General features: G+C 54.5%; 13 protein-coding genes. 9 read left to right on the forward strand and 4 right to left on the reverse strand.

Going from position 1 to position 17941, the window contains the following annotated elements:
• Positions 1 to 120: 120 nt before the first annotated feature.
• From MY069_RS02295 to MY069_RS02310, 4 genes are all read left to right on the forward strand, one after another.
• On the forward strand, positions 121 to 1122 hold the full coding sequence (locus tag MY069_RS02295; protein WP_482795462.1) for an SMP-30/gluconolactonase/LRE family protein: 1002 nt from the start codon (positions 121 to 123) through the stop codon (positions 1120 to 1122).
• Between the two features lie 4 nt (positions 1123 to 1126).
• Positions 1127 to 2467 (forward strand): GntP family permease, encoded by a 1341-nt coding sequence (locus MY069_RS02300; RefSeq protein ID WP_482795463.1) that lies wholly within the window; start codon positions 1127 to 1129, stop codon positions 2465 to 2467.
• Positions 2468 to 2777: 310 nt separating this feature from the next.
• Entirely contained in the window at positions 2778 to 3134 is a 357-nt protein-coding gene (locus MY069_RS02305; RefSeq protein ID WP_482795464.1) for a type II toxin-antitoxin system RelE/ParE family toxin, read from the forward strand.
• Positions 3131 to 3424 (forward strand): helix-turn-helix domain-containing protein, encoded by a 294-nt coding sequence (locus tag MY069_RS02310; protein ID WP_482795465.1) that lies wholly within the window; start codon positions 3131 to 3133, stop codon positions 3422 to 3424. The genes MY069_RS02305 and MY069_RS02310 overlap by 4 nt, the downstream gene beginning before the upstream one ends.
• A gap of 156 nt (positions 3425 to 3580) precedes the next feature.
• On the opposite strand, the gene MY069_RS02315 is transcribed toward MY069_RS02310, so the two are convergent.
• Genes MY069_RS02315 through MY069_RS02325 form a run of 3 tightly spaced genes read right to left on the reverse strand, consistent with a single transcriptional unit; the run spans position 3581 to position 8968 of the window.
• Positions 3581 to 5920 carry a TonB-dependent receptor gene (locus MY069_RS02315; RefSeq protein ID WP_482795466.1) on the reverse strand — a complete coding sequence of 780 codons (2340 nt, stop codon included), beginning with the start codon at positions 5918 to 5920 and terminating at the stop codon, positions 3581 to 3583.
• 29 nt (positions 5921 to 5949) lie between these two features.
• A complete protein-coding gene (locus MY069_RS02320; protein WP_482795467.1) occupies positions 5950 to 7431 on the reverse strand; it encodes a DUF1254 domain-containing protein in 1482 nt (493 codons plus the stop codon).
• Positions 7432 to 7459: 28 nt separating this feature from the next.
• Positions 7460 to 8968 (reverse strand): hypothetical protein, encoded by a 1509-nt coding sequence (locus tag MY069_RS02325; RefSeq protein ID WP_482795468.1) that lies wholly within the window; start codon positions 8966 to 8968, stop codon positions 7460 to 7462.
• 80 nt (positions 8969 to 9048) lie between these two features.
• Here MY069_RS02325 and MY069_RS02330 point away from each other — a divergent pair, with 80 nt between their 5' ends.
• The 5 genes from MY069_RS02330 to MY069_RS02350 all read left to right on the forward strand — a co-directional run bounded on the left by MY069_RS02330 (position 9049) and on the right by MY069_RS02350 (position 14620).
• Positions 9049 to 9723: a Crp/Fnr family transcriptional regulator gene (locus MY069_RS02330; protein ID WP_482795469.1), complete on the forward strand. Its 675-nt coding sequence runs from the start codon at positions 9049 to 9051 to the stop codon at positions 9721 to 9723.
• 60 nt (positions 9724 to 9783) lie between these two features.
• Positions 9784 to 10293, forward strand: coding sequence for a DUF2840 domain-containing protein (locus MY069_RS02335; RefSeq protein WP_482795470.1), 510 nt, complete (start codon positions 9784 to 9786; stop codon positions 10291 to 10293).
• A gap of 283 nt (positions 10294 to 10576) precedes the next feature.
• Positions 10577 to 12472 carry a DUF3363 domain-containing protein gene (locus tag MY069_RS02340; RefSeq protein ID WP_482795471.1) on the forward strand — a complete coding sequence of 632 codons (1896 nt, stop codon included), beginning with the start codon at positions 10577 to 10579 and terminating at the stop codon, positions 12470 to 12472.
• Positions 12473 to 12862: 390 nt separating this feature from the next.
• On the forward strand, positions 12863 to 13315 hold the full coding sequence (locus MY069_RS02345) for a hypothetical protein (protein ID WP_482795472.1): 453 nt from the start codon (positions 12863 to 12865) through the stop codon (positions 13313 to 13315).
• A 405-nt stretch (positions 13316 to 13720) separates the two neighbouring features.
• Positions 13721 to 14620 carry a site-specific integrase gene (locus MY069_RS02350; protein ID WP_482795473.1) on the forward strand — a complete coding sequence of 300 codons (900 nt, stop codon included), beginning with the start codon at positions 13721 to 13723 and terminating at the stop codon, positions 14618 to 14620.
• Positions 14621 to 14821: 201 nt separating this feature from the next.
• Here MY069_RS02350 and MY069_RS02355 read toward each other — a convergent pair whose 3' ends face one another.
• Positions 14822 to 17932, reverse strand: a complete 3111-nt coding sequence (locus MY069_RS02355) for an efflux RND transporter permease subunit (protein WP_482795474.1) — start codon at positions 17930 to 17932, stop codon at positions 14822 to 14824.
• Between the last annotated feature and the right edge of the window lie 9 nt (positions 17933 to 17941).

Raw genomic sequence — 17941 nt, forward strand, 5'->3', positions numbered from 1 at the left:
ATGATTGATAACGTTGTCAATATTTCTGGACAGATTATAATGCGAGCCGTAAGTCAAATCCGAGTCACGCGAGCTAGCACGCAAATTCACCTGCGAGACCTTTCGGGAGGAAACACTCTAATGCGTTCAAAAACAAGCACTATTTTAGCGATTGGCGTTTGCGCACTTTTCGCTGCCTGTGCCGCCACACAATCGGCGCCAGCCGCTTCGCCCGCACCTCTGATCGACGTGGCGGCGCTAGAGCGTACCGACATAGACGTGCTCGCCGAGGGCTTTGTTTGGCCCGAAGGTCCTGTCTGGGTCGAGGCGGAGGGCGCTCTCTATTTCAACGATGTGCCCGAAAATAAAATGTATCGCTGGACAGCAGCCACCGGCGCCAAGCTATTCCTAACCCCGTCGGGCGGCGGAACACCCGAGACCACCCAAACCATGCGGGAACCCGGCGCGAACGGTATCATTATATGGACTGGCGCGCCCGGAAAACTCCTCCTCGCAGATCACGGGGCGCGCGGTCTTTCAGTCTTAGATCCAACCACTTTCGAGCGCACCACAATCACTTCAGGCTTCGACGGCAAGTCGCTCAACAGCCCGAACGACATTGTCGAACGCAGCGACGGCGGCCTCTACTTTACTGACCCGCCTTATGGTCTTCGCGGATTGAATGACGCGCCTGAAAAGGAGCTCGCCTTCAATGGCGTTTACTTCCGCGGCAGCGATGGCACCCTGACCCTCGTCATCGATGAGCTCAGCTTTCCAAACGGAATCGCGCTCTCACCTGATGAGCAAACACTCTATGTCGCCGTGTCAGATCCTGAGAACGCCGTGATCATGGCCTATGATACAAAACCGGACGGCACAGTTGGTGGAGGGCGAATATTCTTTGACGCCAATGCAAAACTGAAAGATGGCGGCGGTCTGCCAGACGGCATGACAGTTGCCGCCAATGGAACGATATTCGCGACGGGACCAGATGGCGTTTACGTACTTTCGCCAGAGGGTAAGCTGTTGAGCGTGATTTCTACCGGCATGCCGATCTCGAACTGCACCTTGGATGATGCCGAGGAATATCTCTATATGACATCATCCTCGGTCTTGGCGCGTGTCGCCGTTGAGCTGAACTAAGCCGATGACGCAATCGGATCCGGTCTTCATTCTTCTCACCCTCGCTGCCGCCACGCTGGGGCTCTTAGTCTTGGTCCTTAAAGCGAAGATGCCGCCATTCTTCGCACTGATCTTGATATCGCTCCTGGCCGGTCTCGCCTTGGGCATGTCGCCGCAAGACGTAATTTCGGCGATTGAAAGCGGCATGGGCGGCGTGCTTGGTTTTATTGCCGTTGTGGTCGGGCTCGGGGCCATTCTTGGCGCCATCCTCGAACGCTCGGGTGGAGTCCAAACACTCGCCGACCGCTTGGTCGCAAACTCTGATCGAACGGTCCCTTGGAAAATGAGTTTGCTAGGATTGCTCGTCGCCATCCCGGTCTTCTTTGATGTCGCATTGGTGATTTTGATGCCGATGGTGCTGCGCATCGCGAGATCTCTCAAGCGCGCTTCGATTTATGTCGCGGGTCCACTATTGGCCGGTCTCGCCGCCGCCCATGCCTTCATTCCGCCGACCCCTGGGCCGATCGCCGTGGCGGTGCTGGTCGAAGCAGATCTCGGCTTGGTCATCATTGCCGGCTTGATCGCAGCCGTCCCCGCAGTGGCGCTAGGCGGTGCGGTGTTCGCAGAGACGCGGCTTAAGGCTTTGCCTCCCATTGATGACGATCCGGATGCCTTTGAGCCGCCCGCCGACGCGCCCCAGGTTGGCGCTTTTGCCGCCATTGCCGCACTGGCGCTACCCATCGTCCTGGTCGCGAGCGGCACGATTTGGAAGATGATAGCTGGCGCGGACAGCGTGCCCGCCGCAGTGCAATTCGCCTCCCACCCTTTCGTCGCGCTCCTGCTCAGCGTTGGCCTTTATTACATCTACGCCAATCGCGCGCTCAAACTCAGCGCGTCTGACCTCAACACCGCTTCAATGAAAGCACTTGAGCCTGCTGGCATCGTCGTTCTGGTGACCGGCGCAGGCGGCGCGTTCAAACAGGTTCTGATCGATTCTGAAGCAGGCGCACGGATTGCGGAACTCGCCTCAGCGATGGATCTTTCGGTCTTAGTCTTCGCATTTCTGATCGCGGCCTTGGTTCGGGTCGTTCAAGGCTCCGCCACGGTGGCGATGATCACCGCCGCAGGATTCACCGCGCCTCTGCTCGCTGTCGCAGAGATTTCTGAGTTCGATCGCGCGCTCACAGTCATCGCCATTGCCGGCGGCGCCAGCGTCCTCTCGCACGTCAATGATTCCGGCTTTTGGCTGGTCAATCGCTATATGAACCAATCGGTGGCAGAGACGCTGAAGTCCTGGACGTTGATCTCAACCATTGTCGGCGGCACAGGATTCTTGGTCGCACTGGTTTTGTCGATGATCGTTTGATCCAGTTAAAATAGATGGGCTCAACGCCGCCATCAATCTCTGGTGAATGCAAGAAAAAATGGTGCCCGGGGGCGGGACCAATAATCCGTATTATTTCAACCATTTGCAGGAAAGTGGGACACTTATTTCTACCAGCATTTATTGGGTTTTCTCGGAAAAGTGTCCCACCGGTTTGGGTCGGCTTCATGGAGGGTGATCGCGCCTTGGGGAAAGTGGGACACTCCATTTTCAATTGCTGTCATTGGGTCTATCCAAGCGCGATATTCATATGCCAAGATACGTCATTGACTTATACGTCATTGACGCATATATGAGGAGATCAAGATTGGCAAAACAATCGGTTGTTGAGACGCCGGAGTTTATAAAACGGGCCAGCGCCGTGGGTATGTCAGATGAAGATCGTATGGACGTTATAGACCAGCTCGCTGCTAATCCGGAAGCAGGCATTTCGCTTGGCGGCGGTCTGCGCAAGGTGCGCGTTGCAAGGCGCGGGGGCGGAAAGAGCGGAGGCTATCGTGTACTCCACTTCTACCGGGAGCCAGACATGCCGATCTTTCTACTGTCAGTGTTTGCCAAGAACGAGAAGGCCAACATCACCCGAGCTGAACGGGCCGACTTGATCAAGCTATGCGACTTGATTGCCAAAACTTATGGAGCGCAAAAATGACTGACGCCTACAAAAGCATCAAAAAGGGTCTTGAAGACGCCCTCTCCCACGCAAACGGCAAAGATGTCGGCGCGCGCGTTCACCAAGTCGAAGTGCCGGAACCTGACGTCGCTGCGATACGCGCCCGCGCTGGTCTCTCTCAAGCAGAATTCGCGCGGAGTATTGGTGTTGCCGTTGGCACCTTGCGCGGCTGGGAGCAAGGGCGGCGCAGGCCTGATGGCCCCGCGCGCGTGCTGCTTGCGCTGATAGAAAAGCGTCCCGGCATCGTTGAAGATGAGTTGAACCTTTGAAACTATTCGATTGCGAGCGAAGAACGAACAAATGCAGCTCACGAAAAATCGTAGATGATCATCAGTACCTTAACTGTGCGCTGACGCACGTATCCAGCGCCGCACTCGATAGCCACCGCTGGCCGATACTTTTCGGCCAGCGGCATTTGGATGTCGCTATCGCTTGAGTTTCAATTGCAAACCCCAGGTTAGAGGGTCGCCGACGGCACAGCGCATTGCTGTGGTATTGTTGTTGGCGTTCGTCGCGCCGAGCTGTCCGCCGAAAGGTTGCGCAAATATCGCACGACAATAGCCTTCATCGCCAAGGTTGCGCCCGAACGCGCTGACTTCCCACGCACCGTCGTATGCACGAACACCGACACGTGCATTGAAGAGCTGGTAGGCCTCCTGAATGGTTTGCGGATTTTGATTGGTGTTTCCGCCCGCATTGTGCTCGCCCATATATTGGGTCTCACCTCTCAAGAAGTATTCGGTGCCGTTCCAGAAGGTTAAGTCATCACTCCAATCGGCAACAAGCGATCCTTGCCACTCAGGCGAAAAATGAGCTGACTGCCCTGTGAGGTCTTGCGGTAATCCACCCGGAAGCGGCGAAGCATTCTGATAATCCTGAAACTCGGAATCCAGATAAGAGAGACCACCTGTGAAGGTAAGCTGATCCAACGGCGCCCAGACAAAATCAGTTTCGAGACCTTGCTGGCGAAGCTCACCAGCATTGCGCGTAATAAATGAAATGCCGTCAAAGGCACGATCCTGGAAATCTTCAATATCCATTCTGAACAACGTTGCGTTCAGCTGTAGCGTGTTGTCAAACAGTTGGGATTTGATGCCAAGTTCATAGTTGGTTGTCGTTTCCGGACCGAAGCCACGTTGCTCCCGCGTCAGCGCCGGGAAGACTCCTTCAGAATTGAAGCCCCCTGATTTAAAGCCCGAAGATACGGTTCCGAAGAGCATGATGTCATCGGCAGGGAAATGGCTCGCATTCGCGAAGAAGGTGAATGCGTCCGTGTCTCCATAGTCGCCTGCGTCCAGCCCTAGTTGTGAATCAGGCGCTCTGATGCTGAGGGCAACAACAAACGGATTGTTGATTGCGTTGGTGAAGTCACCGGTTTTATCGTCGGTTGTGTAACGCCCGCCGAGGGTCAGCGACCACGCATCGTTTACGTGCCAAGTGCCTTGACCGTAGGCCGCGACGCTTTGCAGATCTTGATTGAACTCACTGTCACTGACATCGATTTGCGGGGCGGCTGCACAGCCCTGAGCGGCCGGCAACCCTGCCAGTCCTGCCACGACCGGAATACAGAATTGTGCACCGAAGTCGAAATCCTGATCAATGTAGTAGGACTCGTCATAGAAGAAGAGACCGGCGACGTATTCGAATGTTTCGCCTTCCGGAGACAAGAGTTGGAACTCCTGACTGAATGTTTCGGTGGCATAAGTCGTTTTGCGCGGAAAGAGTTGGGCCGGAAGTCTTAGCGCGCTTTCAAATACATCCGCGTCCCATTCACGATAGGATGTAATCGACTTGATCGTATGGCCTGACCCAAGTTCGTATTCGGCATCTACGGATAAACCCCATTGCTCATCGGCCAGCGTGTCGCGGTGATCCTGATAAATGTCGTGATCAAACGGATCAGCCGTTACAAGGTTCGTCGCATCTGGACCAAACAAAGCGCTGATCGTTCCCAGGAATTGAGGAGACTCGGTTCCATTCAAGAATTCAATCGTCGTGCCGTCGGAGTTGACTTCACCATAATCCGCGCTGACCACAACATTGAAGTTCGGCGCGAAGTCGAAATCGAGTTTGCCGCGCAGATTAAAGTCGTCTTGCGCACCGAACTCTTCACCAGTGAAGAGGTTATCTCCAAACCCGCCTCGCTCATTATACTTGCCGCTAAGCCGGAAAGCGACGGCATCATTTATCGGCGCAGAAACGCTGCCACCCACAGTGAATGCATCATACGACCCAAACCCAAGATCGAGTGAGCTTTCCAAGCCATCACGCGACGCGGATTTTGTTCGGATGTTCAACGCGCCCATTGGTGTATTCCGACCAAATAGCGTACCCTGCGGTCCGCGAAGCACTTCGACAGCTTCCAGGTCGATCAAATTGCCGACGACCGAGCCAGATCGTGGGTAGTAAACCCCATCAATGAACACGCCGACCGAAGGTTCGATCGCGTTGTTTCCAACAGAGCCAACGCCCCTGATAATGATACGTTGATTGGTTTTCTGCGAAGATTGAGAGATGCTGAAGTTCGGAGAATACAAGGCGATGTCCGTAAGCGTTTCAACGCCGGACTCTTCAATAAACTCAGCGCCATAGGCCGAAATCGAAATCGGAACGTCCTGAATATCTTGGGCGCGTTTTTGCGCGGTCACAGTAACGGTTGTGAGCCTGCGTTGGTCCTGCACTTCGGGCTCAGCCGTATCCTGAGCCAGTGAGATTTGTGGTGTCATCGCAAAGCAGACACCTGTCATTAGAATACGCTTATACACAGTTCATCCTCCCAGATGCGTTGGTTTGTTTAGTTTGGTGTTTTTTCGAGTGGGGGTAATGCCAGGTCGATGGCGTAGAACTCTTCGACAACGTCCGGCGTTGGCGAATAGATCCGAAACGTCACGCGAAACGGACGGCCTTCCGGTGATGGAAGCCAGTTTTTCATTTTGTCTTCGGATGGAGCATCTGGTTGGATCCAGAGCTCTAGCGAGCCGTCATCATTCCAGCTGATATTACTCGAGCTGCCGAGCCTGTAGCGATCAATCGGATTGTCGATGAACCGAAACGTTTCTCCGTCATACATTGTGGCTGACCAGAAACCGAGCGGATTCAATTTTGGTAGCGTGCCCGGCTCAAACCGCATTCGGTAGGTGTTTGATCCATTGAGGGCTTCCCCGTCGGCATCAAAGTAGGTGTAGAAATAGATCGCTTCTTCTGGGTCATTCCCCATCAATCCAACCAAAGACATGGCGGCGCGAGCCGCATAATCAAAGACGATGTTGTCCGCATAACGACCTGCGTCCCAACCGGTTGGAAAACGCTTGCCACGGTTGCGGCGCAAATATTGGATCGCGACTGGACCATCTCTAAGGGCACGTTCCACACCGCGCCGCGTCGCCGGATCCAAACTGTCCGGATCGAAAGGCTTTCCTGGCTCAAGCCCGATGCGCCAAAGCGATGCGTTCATGGCGCGGTGGCGGTTTGGCGGCGGATAAACTGCCATAAGGTCAGCAGCCGTCTCAAAATAGGCAAACGGACCGGAATACGAGGTGCGTTCGCGTTTCGGTGGGATCGTCGGAGGAGTGTCTGAAGGACTGCCATCCCAGTCTGAAAGAGCGGTCAGGGACATTTGCGCCTGATAAGACTGCACGATTGGTAATTCTTCGGGCCCGGAGAGAGCTATACGAATGGCCAGAAAAGACATGTTCGTATCGATGTCGACGCGGGTTAATTCTGGGGGTAATTCTCCGGTCCAGTCTGGCCCCACGAAAGCAAGGTAAGCCGCATCATTTCCGTTCGCCGTCGGCGAATAGGCATAAGGTATGTTCTCCACATAGGCGTTGGTGACCTGCACGACCGCGTAACGGTCTTTGATCTCCGGCATTTCCAGAATGATGGGTTCAGCCGTTAAATCGAGGGCCACACCCGTGTAAACGGTGTCGTTATTCGGGCTGTAAGGCATGTCACTCTGTGCATCAGCCAGTATACTCATATGACCAAGGCGATTGATCGGCGCGATCGGCGCCGTACCAATCGGCGCGGTGATTTGTTCGCGGCGCTTTATTTCACGATCAACGATCGTCAGCGGGAAGGTATAGAGGTACGCCTGCAAGGCGTAGCTGTAGGCGAGTGCCTCTAGACCGTCCTCATCGGATAAATCCTGCGATGCTGCCTCATCAGAGATGGCAGCAGGTGTCCTCTCCTCTTGCGACGCACAGCCTGCAAGAAAAGTCACAGAGGCCAAAGCGAATATGCAAATTTGTGACGAAAGCTTTGTTACTTTTTTCATTTTACTTCTCCTTCGAGGAAGCGGCGGCCTACAAACACGGGAAGAAGGCTTCGATCTGATTGGGAAGACCGTAGCGAGTGACGGGCATGTACTCCGCCATCACTTCGCTCAGATCCTCTTGGCGAAAGACCTTCTGCACCGAGTGTTCAAAGTCTGGCGCGGTCAGCATGTGGCGGATTTGAACGACGGTAACATCTGGATCGAAAATGCCGTCGCCATCCTCAGCCATTGGAAGCCAACCTAGACCGCATTCGGGTGTCGCATTGCGTGGCCGGTCTTCCTCGCGACTCACAATCACGGTGTAATAGCCTCTTGGATCGAGTGGGATTTCTTCATCGAAGAGGCAGTCATTGACGCGTGTATTTGACAGGCCCTGGTTTGAACAAATCGACCAATAGCGGAGGTCACCATCGCCCATGATGGTATCCCCGCCATGTGTCTTAGGTGTCGTTGGCGCCTTGCCTCGCACCATGAACACTTTGCCATGCTTGCGATTGATAATCGTGCGTATGTAATGGTTGTCGAGATTTGGGTAGAAGCCACCTTCAGAGCGTCGGGCTTCGGGATTAATGAAGCCGGTATAAATGCCAAGCAGGCTCTCACGGTCGAGTTGAATGAACCACTCAGCGGGTATTTTTGACGGCCAGGTGTCGGGCTTGTCAGGCTGGGTGATTAGCTCTCGGTATTCATTTGGAGGCACTCCCACCGCATCCAACGTGATAGCGAGCGGTTGCCTCGTTCTGAGGCTTTGGCATGCCTCATCACCGGTAAGGACAGTCCCGTCTGCTAGCGTGAGTTCTGGCTCAGGTAGCGATACACCACCAGCGGGCGCCGTGCCCTCGTCTGGAAGATAAATTCTGTAGAGAATTACCTGCTGGTTCATGCGCCCATATCCCGGCGTATGCAGAATATTCCCGCTCCCCAAAACCGCGCGTTCGCCAATAACGCGCTCCACCTCCGGCGTTTTATTGAGAATTTGCACAGAGTATCCGCGATGCGGCGAATTGCGAAGATTGCCTGGAATGAATGGATTGATGGACTTTTCGGGCTCGCCGCTCGCTTCAACTTGCTGAGCATGAGCGACACCAAAAAGTGAGGCAAAGCGATTTGTATCTTCTTTAGAAGGAAGCGAAGACTGTGTTTCGTCGTTCCGTGACGGCCCCGGCTCGATCAAATAATCTGCCAGCGACTCGATTGGTCGACCACGCTCATCATACGAGATCAGCGACATGTAACGCGAATACGGGTACTCTCCGTTGAGGTTCAGCGTAGCCCCCTCAGGCATTGTGAAGACCGCTGCCCAGTAAAAAACATTGGCATCCGGATATGCGATATTGATGTAAGGGTCGGCGCTGTGTGGCCCACGCGCCCAGAAACAGGTTCTCGGCCCTGGAATCGCGCTACTATTGGAGGCACTCACCGCGTAATCAATACCTGTGGTTTTATCCTCTGCAGCCACCGCATCATTCGCATTCTGACCGCAAGAACTGATGAGGAGCGTTCCTGATAGCACCACTGCACTTATGGTTTTTCGCATTTTTTATTCCTCCCGGTCCTGCTTGGTTAGACAAACCGGAAGGCATAGACTGCAAAGAAGTTTACAATTAGGTTTTGGTGATGAAACAGGTAAATTCCAAACGATCGCTAGATCGGATCACGCTTCCTGATGGGATCGTCGCAAAGCTTACATCTGTCAGCAGGCGGGTGAACTACAAGAGAGGGACGCTTATCCACCAAGCAGGAGATCCAACCGACTCGCTATGTATCGTGACGTTGGGAAGAATCTCTGGCTATCGGCTTGATGAACACGGTAAATCTGGAGCGGCTTACATCGTCGGAGCGGGATCCGCGTTCGGTTTGTTTCCGCTGCTAGCGAAGAGGCCGAGGTCCCATAATTGTGAAGCTGTAGAGGACAGCCAGATAGCCCACGTTGGCTTCAAAGAAATTTGGCGTCTCATTGAAAACGACGCCGATGTAAGACAAAGAATTGTCACCTATCTCTGTGATCGACTTTCGATGGCTTACGATGTAATCGATGAAGAACGTCATCTTCCACTCCCAAAACGTTTGGCTCGACGGCTCGATGATTTCGCCGGTGATGATGATTGTGTTCGGCTCAGCCAACAACAACTCGCTGACCAGATGGGCGTTTCGCGAGTAGCAATCGGCACATCGATCAAAAAGCTATCCAAGTTGGGTTTTTTAGAAACAGGCTATGGAAAATTGATACTGTTGGAGCGACAAAAAATGAGAAATTTTTCTTCTACTCCAGGCGGCACGGAGCGCGGCTAAGGGTCTGTACTCAACCGCACGGTTTACCAATCCTGAGGGTGAAAGAAGCTGAGCGACTTAGTGTCTTGGCCCTCAATTTGCTTCTCATTGTGCATGGAGCACACGACCGAATCTCGGACGCTTTCGCAACTTTCACTGACGCATTTGGGCCGTCATGCGAACGATCGACTGCTGTTTGGTCGACCGGTGAAGACGATCAAACTGAGTTCTAAGAATACCTTGCACAGCTTGGAACCCGATCAGATGTTCGGGTTTGTCCGTTGGCGAGGCGATGAATATGGCACCCAAACCTGGCGTGTGATTGTCGCCCAAGCAGGGTCTCCAAGAGAGCGATTGACCCGCATTCCTGGCATCCAACCTGGCGCGCACTTATTGCTCCATGCCTTCGGAAAAGCGCGTGCAAAACGAGCGCTTCGTGTGATTGATTTGCTCTCCGAAGCGCACGTTTTGCATGAGATCGCGCCAGCCTATTGGCGCCATGTTCACCTGCAAATTTCAAGAAACCTTGAGCTCGAACCTTATGATCCAGACGCGTTTGCTGCGCTCGCGCGCGCCAAGGCGGTCACATAATGGCCAGATGGTTCGAGGCAAGCTCAGCGGTTCGACGTCAAAGCAGCGAAGTAACGCAAGATAAAAGCAACTGTGTCCGACAGACACAGATTGCCAATGGGGATGGGGTTTTCAGGCGAGTCATGAACACGAGCCCAGCGAGTCGCAGATTTTGCGAGATCGCCCGCCATTGCTACGTATACGTCCGACTCGGATTTGTGCATGTATTACCCGTTTCCTGGTGCATGGGCTTCGTGTGGGTCAATGCTGACGGGCGATTACACCGCAAAAATTGGTGCATACAATGAGCGGGCAAGATGAGTTCAAGTTCCGACCGAGACTTGGGCGTATCGGTTCAAAGGGCGGCGCCAATCCCTCCAGCATCAAGGCTTATTTGAAGTCGGCCAGAAAGCGATCCGGCAAAATGAGTGGCGGGAGCGCCCGAGCTTTTGCTTTTGCCGGCGCACGGCGGGTCATGATCAAGGCCCGGGTTCACCGGCTGAGCGGCGGTGGCGGCGGCGCGCAACGCGCGCATGTTTCCTACCTCGAACGAGATGGCGCTGGGAAGGACCGCGATCCTGCCAAATTCTATAATGATGTCGAAGAAGCGCTCGACGGTCAGGCCTGGCTCAAAGAGCATACGAATGAGCGCCATCATTTTCGGTTCATTGTCTCACCGGAAGATGGCGAGAAGCTGCAGGATCTGAAGCCCTTTGTGCGTGAGCTTGTCTCTAACATGGAAATCGATCTTGAAACCAAACTCGATTGGATCGCGGTCGATCATTACAACACGCAGCATCCCCACACCCATATCGTGATGAGCGGCAAACGAGATGACGGCAAGGATCTCGTTATCCCCCGCGCCTATCTCTCAAATGGAATGCGTGAACGCGCCAGCGCGCTTCTAACCCGAGAGCTTGGACTGCAGACTGAGCAAGAGGTCTCCGCCAAACTGGAGCGCGACATCAGTGCGCGCAGAGTCACCCGTATCGACCGGATTCTAAGCGGCGAGATGGATCGAAACGGCATGATCGATCTCTCAAATCTCAAGCGGCACCGTCCGCACTATCAAGCCCGGTTACACCTATTGCGTGATCTTGGCCTTGCACAGCATCAGTCTGGTTCGATCTGGACCGTCGATAAGGAGCTTAATTCTACGCTCGCAGCCGTGGAGAGATCCGACGCAATCGCACGTCGTATAGAACACGCCATTCAAACCTCCGGCCTGGATCGGATTGGTGCGCACGAACAAGGCGGTTACGATGCCCGTCAGTCTGTGCAAGGTCGCTTGCTCAAAATCGGTTATGCTGATGAGCTGCAGGATCAGCGTTATGCAATCGTGGATGGTCTGGATGGCCGCGTCCATCACTTTGATCTTGGTACGCATTTCCCAAGTGACTTGCGGCCCGGACAAATGATTGAGGTAAAACCGCGCTCGCCCGGAGCCATAGACATGGACCACGAGATTGAGCGTGTCGCGGCTGAGCACGATGGGGTCTATTCAGAAGAAAACCACCGCGCGCTTGATCCCAAAATCCGTTCGCCCCACTTGGAAGCGGTCAACAATCGAATTGAAGCGCTGGAACGGGCCGGACTCGTAGAGCGCTTCTCGGACGGCGACGTACTGGTCACCGATGGCTTCATCGATCGTGTAAACGATCACTTCGGCAAAGCGGTAAAGCGCTCCCCGACAATTATTCGTAAGCTTGAGGGGCATGCCTTCGAACAACAGATTGAGGCGGAAGGTGAAACCTGGCTTGATCGCCAGCTCGCGGGCACGGCAAAGGAACCACTCAGTGAGGCCGGGCTTGGCGGTGAGGTTCGCAGCGCCATGGCACAGCGTATGACCATTCATAAAGATCGTGGGCTCGTCTTAGATCCGGGCGCAACATCGCTCACGCGCGCGCAGCTCAGAACACTTCAGGAGCTCAGTCTTAAACAAGCAGCCTCAGAGGTGGAGAAACAAACTGGTCTCTCACATCGCCCCTTGAAACCAGGACAAGAGATTGAGGGCACATTCAAGCAGGTCTACCAAACTCAGAATGCGAAGTTCGCGATTATCGAGCGCGGTCATGAGTTTTCACTTGTTCCCTGGAAGCCGAGCCTGGAGCGGATGCGCAATCGCCAAATCCAGCTCTCCGTGTCTCCAGGCGGTGGGATCACTTGGACACGCGGGCGCTCTCTGGGATTAAGCCGGTAAGAGGGTGGCCTACAGGTCAAAAGGCAAGATCTGCCATTTGACCATAACGAGTTTCCATTCATCGGCTCTGGCGCGTCAAGGCTGGCCGTTTGGCCACCGCATTGCGGCGGATCGGCCTTGACCCGCCAGACCCGATAAGACACGCGAATTTTGGATTGAGAATTCGCCTGGGTTTTTGAAAAATCTGATTTGAGCGCCCTGCTCGGCGATCAACGCGAGCAACATTTCAAGAAAAAATCAGCGATTTTCATAACTGGCGGCAAAGCCTCACAAATCGCGGCAAAAGCTTACAAGACTTGGGCGGTTTAGGGCTTGACGGGGGCTTTTTTCGGCCCGCAGACTTCCCCTCATGAGTAGAATTTATACCACAGTAATCAATGAGGTCGGCCGATGAAACCTCGTCTTATTGCATATGTGCCAAAGCATATTCATGCGAAAGTTGTCGCGCTTTCAAAGAAGCAAGGCATGACACAATCCTCCGTGATAGAGGATGCCCTGGCGGTGTATTTCTCTGTTTCCGTCCATCATGAGCGAGACGCGGCTTTAATCCAGAGACAGGATGAAACGTTGAGACAGCTCGCGCGGATCGAGCGTGAACAGAATGCCGTGATCGAAATGGCGGACATGCTCGCTTGGTATCATCTCGCCTTTGCACCGCCGATGACCGCGGAACAAAAGCAAGCGGCAAAAGTTCGGGCGAAGTCGGGGCTGGAACACTTCCGAATGCAACTCGCGAAAAGGCTCGCCCCAGGTCGAAAACTACTCGGAGAGGCGCTCGCGGACGAAGTCTTCAGGGAGGATGATTTCGGGGTGATCGAAGGAACGCCGGTGGCCGCGGAGTGAGAATGCCGGACACTTCGTTCCTACCTACGAATCTTGCCCCCCGACTTCTCGACAGAAGAGCATCTGCTGCTTACGTTGGGTTGTCAGCGAGTAAGTTTGATGAGCTGGTGGGTGACGGACGGATGCCCAAACCGAAAAGAATCGACAGGCGAAGGGCTTGGGACATACGCGCGCTGGACACCGCTATTGATGCCCTACCCAGCGGAGATGAGATAGAAAACAATCCGTTCGACGATTAAAGGGTAACAGCCGATGCGTATAAAACTTAAGTATGTTGTCGAAGACGTGGATCGGCATGGCAACGTCCGCTTATATTATCGCCGAAAAGGGCAGCCCAAGGTCCGTTTACGAGGGCCGATAGGATCACCAGAATTTCTTGCCGCATATCGGGCCGCGCAGACAGGTGTGCAGCAAGCAATCGAGAACCCAGGACTTCCGCGGATAAAACCGAAAAGCTTACGTTGGCTATGCGTCGAATATTACCGCTCGCCCGAATTCAAACGCCTCGCACCACGAACACGGACTATCAGGCGGCGCTTTCTGGAGCGTGTTTGTGATCGGCTTGATACGAAAGGCCGGAAAGATGGCGACAAACCCTACGCACTCCTTGAGCCAAGGCATGTCCGCAGATGGCGAGATGAGAAACAGGAGACACCTGCAGAAGCGGACAACCTCGTGAAGGCCATCCGCGTTCTCTATAGTTTCGCTATCGAAAACGATCTGCACGACCGTAATCCAGCAGCGAGCGTGAAGAACATCAACAAGCACGCGAAGGGCATTCATTGCTGGACCGAGGAAGAGATCGCTCAGTTTGAGGCGGTTCACCCCATTGGTTCACAAGCCAGGTTAGCACTAGCGCTTGGCCTTTATACGACGCAGCGGCGCGCGGACCTTGTGAAGCTTGGCCGACAGCACATGAAGGATGGATACTTCTACTTAACGCAGCATAAGAACCGAAACCGGAAACCCGTGCATTTGCAGATATGGATACATCCGGAGCTGCAACGCATCATTGATGCAACACCCACGAACGGTCTGACGCTTATTGAAACTGCCTTCGGCAAGCCGTTCACATCGAACGGTTTCGGGAACAGGTTCAAGAAGTGGTGTCAGGACGCGGGCTTACCTGAACGCTGTAGCGTTCACGGTTTACGGAAGGCGGGCGCAACGCGGCTAGCGAATAGCGGAGCGTCGGATCATGATATTATGGCTGTGACCGGCCATACCACCGTAAAGCAATTGCATGGATATACACGGGAAGCTGATCGCAAAGTTGGTGCAGAGCGCGCCTTGAAAAACCTCTAGGTCTGCTAGTTCCTAATACCGGACATTAGAAAACTGCCACGTCCCCAATCCCTGGCACGGTTTCGACTCTTTTTGCGCCCTCGGCCCAGGAGAGGTTTGGATTCCAATTGCTGCCTTCATCGCACCGGCTCAATCGCCATCATCGGATGGTCTGAAACGCCCAATGCAGCGTCTCATAAAGTCTAATACCGTTCGTAATTTCTACGCTTCTACATGCACAGTCTCCAAGAGCGAATGATGGCTTTCCGGCTTGGGAGCGAACCAGCGATGCAGCGCCGGAAGCACAAGCAAGGTCAGGACCGTCGACGAAACTAATCCTCCCATAACCACTGTTGCGAGTGGTCTCTGAACTTCGGCTCCGACGCCTGTTGCGAAGAGGAGCGGCGCCAGTCCAAGCGCAGTTGTGATGGCAGTCATCAAAACCGGCCTAGCCCTCATTCCTGCTGCTTCGATAGCGAGTTCATCGCGGTCTCGGCCCTCCCGGGCAAAGTCGTCCATGAAGCTGACCAGTACCATGCCGTTGCCAAGAGCTATTCCAAACAAGGCAATGAACCCAACCGTCGCGGGCACAGATACAGGCAAGCCGGTCAGCCAGAGCGCCAATGCGCCGCCAGTCAATGCAAGCGGAATATTCAACAGGATGAGGACCGCCGATTTTAGTCGACCAAATGCCAACAGTAGTATCAGCAATACGATGCCTAGTGTTATCGGAATTACCACGGCGAACCGGGCATTGGCTTGCTGTTGCAATTCAAACTGACCGCCCCATTCGACACGGTAGCCGGGTGGCAGATCGAGATTTGCGTCAGTATCTTTTTGCGCATCGGCAACGAAAGACCCGATGTCGCGTCCTCGAACATTCAACTGCACGGTAATAAACCGCTCTCCATTTTCGCGCGTTATCTGACGTGGGCCAATGACTTCCCGAATTGTCGCGACACTGGACAAAGGCACCTGCGCTCCGCTTTCGCTCTCCAATATCAGACGTCCGATCATCTCAGAGCTGTCACGACGGCTTTCTTCAAATCGGACCACGACGGGAAACTGGCGCACGCCTTCGAATAGGGCTCCGGCTTCTGCGCCGCCGACGGCCGCGCTGAGTGTGTCCAGGGCATCTTCGACGGTAAGACCATAACGTCCGAGCGCAGTGCGATCTACGGATATGACAAGTTGCGGCGCTCCGGTGATCTGGTCTGCCTGCACATCGCTTGCGCCGGGCACGCCTTGCAGGATCGATTGTAGGTTTTGCGATCCTTCAAGAAGAACGTTCGCGTCTGGCCCGAAAATTTTGACGGCAAGCTGCGCCTTTGTGCCAGTCAGCAACTCATCCACCGACATCGCAATGGGCTGGCCAATGTTCACGAGGATGCCGGGGAACGCTTCCAGGTTCTCAGATATTTCGGCTCGCAGATCATCGGGCGTTAAGCCTGATCTCCATTCAGATCGAGGCTTGAGGGCGACAAAGGCCTCAATGCTGTTGACTGGGTCAGCATGGGCACCGACCTCGCCGCGCCCGATACGGCTCACAACGGATTCGATTTCAGGAAACGTGTTAAGGAGGCGTCTTTCGACGCGCGTAGACGTTTCTCGGCCTTCCGTCAGTGAAATTGACGGGGCCATCGAGACCCGCAATAGAATATCACCTTCCTCCAATGCAGGCGTGAATTCCGACCCAAGTCGCGACCCCGCCAATCCGCCGATCAGCAACAAGCCGATGGCGAGCGCAATCGCTGCAAGGCGCATGCGCACGAAAAAGCCTGCGAGGGGTTTAACGAGACCTGCGATCTTTCCGTCGCCTGCGCTAACATCGCGCTTTGGAGGCTTGATCAATCCAAACGCCATGGCTGGAGCGACCAAAGCTGCGTAGATAAGCGAGCCCGTCATGGCGAGCGCAGCAGATGCGGCCAGTGGCCGGAAGGTTTTGCCTTCGACGCCCTGCAACGAAAAGAGCGGCAAGAAAACAATGATTACCACCGCGACAGCCGCGATCAATGGCGCGATCACCTCAGCGGTTGCGCTCGCAACCGCATCTCGGTCTGTTTCGCCATCGCGACGCTCGCGGAATCTACGATCGACGTTCTCCGCGATGACAATCGCCCCATCGACCATCATGCCGATTGCAATGGCTACCCCTCCGAGCGACATGAGATTGGCGCTGATCCCAAGCACGCCCATAGCGATAAATGCAAAACCAACCGAAAACGGGATCGACAGCACAACGACCAGACTCGGTCGCCAACCGCCCAGGAAAATGAAGACCACGACAGCGACCAACAAGGCGCCTTGCCAGAGCGCTGTTGTCACTGTCGACGCGGCTCGTTTAACCAGTGTGCCTTGATCATAGTAAGGCACTGCGCGCACACCATCCGGCAGCGCAGCATTGATCTCGTCAAAACGAGCATGCGCACGTTCAATGACATCAGACGTGTTTGTGCCGTAAAGTTTAAGCACGAGCCCAGCGACGGTTTCGCCCTCTCCATTAGCCGTGGCGAGGCCCTGACGCGCCGCGCCGCCGATTTCAACCGACCCAAGATCACTCACGCGGACGGTCCGACCATCCACGGTTTTGACAGGCGTTTCTTCCAGATCGGCTATCGAACGTGCGAGGCCAACTCCGCGCACCGTGTATTGCTCAGCGCCCACTTCAATAAATTGAGCGCCTGTTGTGCGATTGGCGCTTTCTAGCGCGCCGATAACGTCCGCAACCTGCAGGTCGTAGGAGATGAGCAGATCCGGATTGAGACGAACTTGATACTGTTTTTCGAACCCGCCAAGCGCCAACACTTCTGTGACGCCTTCAACCGACTGAAGCGGATACTTTATCATCCAGTCTGCGATTTCACGAAGTTCGGTCAGGTTGTAATCGCCTGTCACATCGACCAGCCGAAAATACATAATAATACCCAGACCGCTTGAAATCGGTCCCATCTTCGGCGTGCCGAAGCCTTCCGGGATTCCCTCGTTCGCTTCAGGCAAACGCTCGCCAACAACCTGGCGTGCAAAATACACATCAGTGCCGTCCTCGAAATAAATGTTCACGATAGACAAGCCGAAATTGGAAACGGACCTGATTTCCTCGACATTGGGCAGGCCAGACATCGCGGTCTCGACCGGAAAGGTCACATAACGCTCAACTTCTTCCGGCGAAAGGCCTTCTGTCTCAGTAAAGACTTGAACCAGTGATGGCGATGGATCAGGAAACGCATCAACGGGTAGAGCGCGGAACGCGAATAAGCCTCCAATCGTCAGTGCGAGAGCAGCGATTGCCGCAAGTAGTCGGCCTCCAGCGAGGCGGTGCATAAGGTTTAGCATTTATCCCCT

Source organism: Hyphomonas sp. ske169, from assembly GCF_056850855.1.

Excerpts from the sequence above, each read along its gene's own strand:
- MY069_RS02305 (WP_482795464.1), top strand. The coding sequence starts at position 2,778 with ATGAGGAGATCAAGATTGGCAAAACAATCGGTTGTTGAGACGCCGGAG.
- MY069_RS02295 (WP_482795462.1), top strand. The coding sequence starts at position 121 with ATGCGTTCAAAAACAAGCACTATTTTAGCGATTGGCGTTTGCGCACTT.
- MY069_RS02300 (WP_482795463.1), top strand. The coding sequence starts at position 1,127 with ATGACGCAATCGGATCCGGTCTTCATTCTTCTCACCCTCGCTGCCGCC.
- MY069_RS02310 (WP_482795465.1), top strand. The coding sequence starts at position 3,131 with ATGACTGACGCCTACAAAAGCATCAAAAAGGGTCTTGAAGACGCCCTC.
- MY069_RS02325 (WP_482795468.1), bottom strand. The coding sequence starts at position 8,968 with ATGCGAAAAACCATAAGTGCAGTGGTGCTATCAGGAACGCTCCTCATC.
- MY069_RS02330 (WP_482795469.1), top strand. The coding sequence starts at position 9,049 with ATGAAACAGGTAAATTCCAAACGATCGCTAGATCGGATCACGCTTCCT.
- MY069_RS02355 (WP_482795474.1), bottom strand. The coding sequence starts at position 17,932 with ATGCTAAACCTTATGCACCGCCTCGCTGGAGGCCGACTACTTGCGGCA.
- MY069_RS02340 (WP_482795471.1), top strand. The coding sequence starts at position 10,577 with ATGAGCGGGCAAGATGAGTTCAAGTTCCGACCGAGACTTGGGCGTATC.
- MY069_RS02345 (WP_482795472.1), top strand. The coding sequence starts at position 12,863 with ATGAAACCTCGTCTTATTGCATATGTGCCAAAGCATATTCATGCGAAA.
- MY069_RS02320 (WP_482795467.1), bottom strand. The coding sequence starts at position 7,431 with ATGAAAAAAGTAACAAAGCTTTCGTCACAAATTTGCATATTCGCTTTG.